The following is a 3,622-nucleotide window of genomic DNA, read 5'->3' as shown; positions in this document are numbered from 1 at the left end:
TGCCGACCTCGTTACCACCAAAAGCGGGACTGCGGCAGCAGCACCAGGTGAAAGAGTTACTTACACAATTTCGACAGTCAACAACGGGCCAAGCACAGCCGAAAACGTCACCGTTACCGACAGCATCATTCCCGGCTTAACAGGAGTAATCCCCTCCAACGGCGGTGTCTACGATCCCGCTACAGGTATTGTCACCTTCGGGCCAGCTACCAGCTTAGCCAGCGGTGTCACCGTCAACAACACAGTCAGCTTCATCGCACCTGCATCCGGCAGCGTCACCAACACCGCCAGAAGTACCTCAACTACCGCTGACCCGACTCCGGGCAACAACGCATCTACAGTCACCACAACTCTGACACCGACTCCAACTCCCAACCAACCGCCAGTTGCCAACAATGCCAACTCCAGCCTCGGGCCCAACAGCAGCCAGTTAATCACGGGATTGGGAGGCAGCGACCCCGACGGGTCGATCGCCTCTTACACGATCAACACCCTGCCCCCAGCAGACCAAGCCGTCCTGTTTTTAGGAGATCCAGCCAACGGCGGCGTTGCGGTGACACCAGGTCAAGTCCTGACGCCAGAACAGTTACAGCAACTATTTTTCTTCACGACAGGCAACTTTACAGGAGCCAATTTCACCTACAGCGCTACCGACAACAGCGGCGCCACCAGTCCCGCTGCCGCTACTGTGGCGGCCATACTTTCAACTCCCAACCAACCGCCATTAGCCAACAATGCCAACTCCAGCCTCGGGCCCAACAGCAGCCAGTTAGTCACGGGATTGGGAGGAAGCGACCCCGACGGGTCGATCGTCTCTTATACCATCAACACCCTGCCCTCACCAGACCAAGCAGGTCTGTTTTTAGGAGATCCAGCCAACGGCGGCGGTGTACCGGTGACGCAAGGTCAAGTCCTGACTCCAGAACAGTTGCAGCAACTATTTTTCTTCACAACGGGCAACTTTACAGCAACCAATTTCACCTACAGCGCCAAAGACAACAGCGGTGCTATCAGTCCCGTTGCCGCTACTGTGGCAGCTATCTTACGGCCGGTTGCGCCAACTCCCACACCAACGCCGGCATCGCCGATCATTTCAAATCCGATCGCCGAAACAGATACCGACTGTCAGTGTTCGCCCATTATTGAAAAACCGGGAATTAACTTTGCGCCCCCGCAGCAACCACCCGCAGTTGGATTTATCCAGCCGATTTCACAATTTTCAGAGGAACAAACCACCAAAGGAACCGACGGCGATGACTTCATCGCAGACACCAAAGGCAACCAAAAAATTGTCGGTTTTGAAAGCAACGACCTGCTTTTAGGTGAAGACGGCGCGGACGAAATTTACGGCAACGAAGACAATGACACAATTTTTGGCGGCATTGACACCGATATTGTTTACGGAGACGAGGGCAACGATATCGTATTTGCAGGCAAACAGAACGACTGGATTGCCGGCGACTTAGACTCTGACACCCTGTTTGGAGATCGAGGTGCCGATACGATTTTGGGAGACAACGGCCGCGATAACTCTAGCAGTGCTCAGAACAATGGCGATTTGATCTTCGGGGGCAACAGTGCAGATCTCATTAATGGCAACGAGGGCGACGATACCATCCATACCGGCAAAGCTGACGATATTGCCCTTGGAGGTAAAGAAAATGACTTAATTTGGGGCGAAATCGGCTCCGATACCTTGTTTGGTGGCATCGGCTCCGACACCTTGTTTGGCGGCATCGGCGACCAAAGGGTCAGCGACTCCCAGGGACTAGACTTGCTGTACGGAGGCTTCGGCAACGACTTCCTCAACGGCCAACAAGGCAACGATACGCTCGTTGCAGGCAAAGAAAACGATCGCGCTTACGGAGGTAAAGGCAATGACCTGATCTACGGTCAATTAGGCTCCGATACCCTCTACGGCGGCGAAGGAGCCGATACTCTGCTCGGCGACAGTGGCAGTTCCCAGTCAGTTGGGGATACCGGCGAACAAGACTTAATCTTTGGTGGCAGCGGCAACGACATCATGGGTGGCGGCCACGGTAATGATACCGTGCAAGCAGGTAAAGGCAATGATTGTGTTTGGGGTGGCAAAGATAATGACCTGATTTGGGGCGAAATCGGCTCCGATACCCTTGTTGGCGACAGTGGCGACGACACCATGTACGGTGGTGCTCGAAGTCGAGCTAAAGATGTTGGCGGCCGGGACTTTCTCTTTGGTGGCATCGGTGCTGATGTGCTGTTCGGCGATGAGGGTGACGATACCATCGCCGGCGGTCAAGACAACGACTTGATTTACGGCGGCAAAGCTAACGACCTCATACACGGAGATCGGGGCGACGACTTGATTTACGGCGGTGACGGCAGCGATGAGCTCTGCGGTGACGAGGGCAGCGATACCATCTATGGCGATCGTTCCGATAACCGGGGTGTCTCGGTGGGCGCAAACGACCAGCAAGACTGCATCAACGGCGGTGACGGCGATGACTTGCTCTACGGCAACGAAGGGCAAGATACTATCAACGGAGATGCTGGCAGCGATACCCTGATTGGTGGTAAAGATAGCGACCTTCTCAATGGGGGCGCTGGAGATGACTGGCTGTTTGGCGACTTGGGCGAGGATACTTTAATTGGAGGTATTGGGAGCGATCGATTTGTGTTGAGTGCTGATGGCGGCACTGATACTGTGATTAACTTCGAGGTAGGCGTCGATAAGTTTGTTTTGACCGACGGGCTGAGTTTCCAGCAGTTGCAATTTAGCGCCACTCCGAACGCTACCTTGCTGCTAGTAGCAGGAACCGATCGGGTTTTAGCGAATCTGGTTGGGGTTAAGGGGGCGATCGGCTCCTCGGATTTCTTATCAGAGATATTACGCTCTGAGGCTTAGAATTGGCCGCGAAAGTCCCCTATTCTCCGAAAAAAACGCCACAGCAGATCGTAACTTATGTGGCGTTGGTCACAATACTCAATCCGGGTTAGAAACTTTATAGCACTCGGCGCTTGAAACCGCTCTTACACTTGCCTTTCGTCCCTCTCTAAGAGACTAAAGCATCAAGGCGTGTTCAAGCCGGATTTGGTATAATATCAAATCTGTTGTGCGATTCGTTTAACCTAAATGGGTAGGTTCTCCTATCCAGGGACGGTTAGCCTAACTCCTAGAAGTTAGTGATAACTGATTACACTTATGGGTGAGGCATTAAGTCAAGTCCCAGTCCGCAGGTGCAGCGGTAAAAGCATATCCCCTATTTTGTTGGGTAGCAACTAACAGGATAAAGCGGGGATAAAAGGCAGAAATACTCTTAGCCGAATAGGGTAGCCCTCGAGCAAGAACATATGCGTAGCGAAAGCAAAAATGTGTCTGAACCATCGTTATGATAGATGGTCAAACGGCTGACTGACGCCCGCCAAAAGGCAAGGATAGGGCATAAGCAATTATCGGATTGACTTATCAGCACTGCAAAAAAAAAAAAAAAAAAAACCGGTGGATAGCATTACGCTGTCATGTTCAACCAATGTGTAATCGGAACGAAGTAAAGCATTCATAGCCCTTAAGAGTAATCCAAGGAAAAAATGATCCAAAATCAGGGATACTAAGAGAATAATTAATGTGCAATCTGCTGTATGT

1 pseudogene is annotated in these 3,622 nt (G+C 52.1%); it reads left to right on the top strand.

What is annotated here, in order from left to right:
• Positions 1–2,884 (top strand): annotated as a pseudogene (locus tag QUA78_RS28395) (hypothetical protein); the annotation flags it as partial.
• Positions 2,885–3,622 lie beyond the last annotated feature (738 nt).

It is taken from the genome of Microcoleus sp. K4-B3 (assembly GCF_036704615.1).
In the GTDB taxonomy this organism is placed as follows: Bacteria; Cyanobacteriota; Cyanobacteriia; order Cyanobacteriales; family Microcoleaceae; genus Microcoleus.
This window is presented reverse-complemented; position numbering and strand designations above follow the sequence as displayed.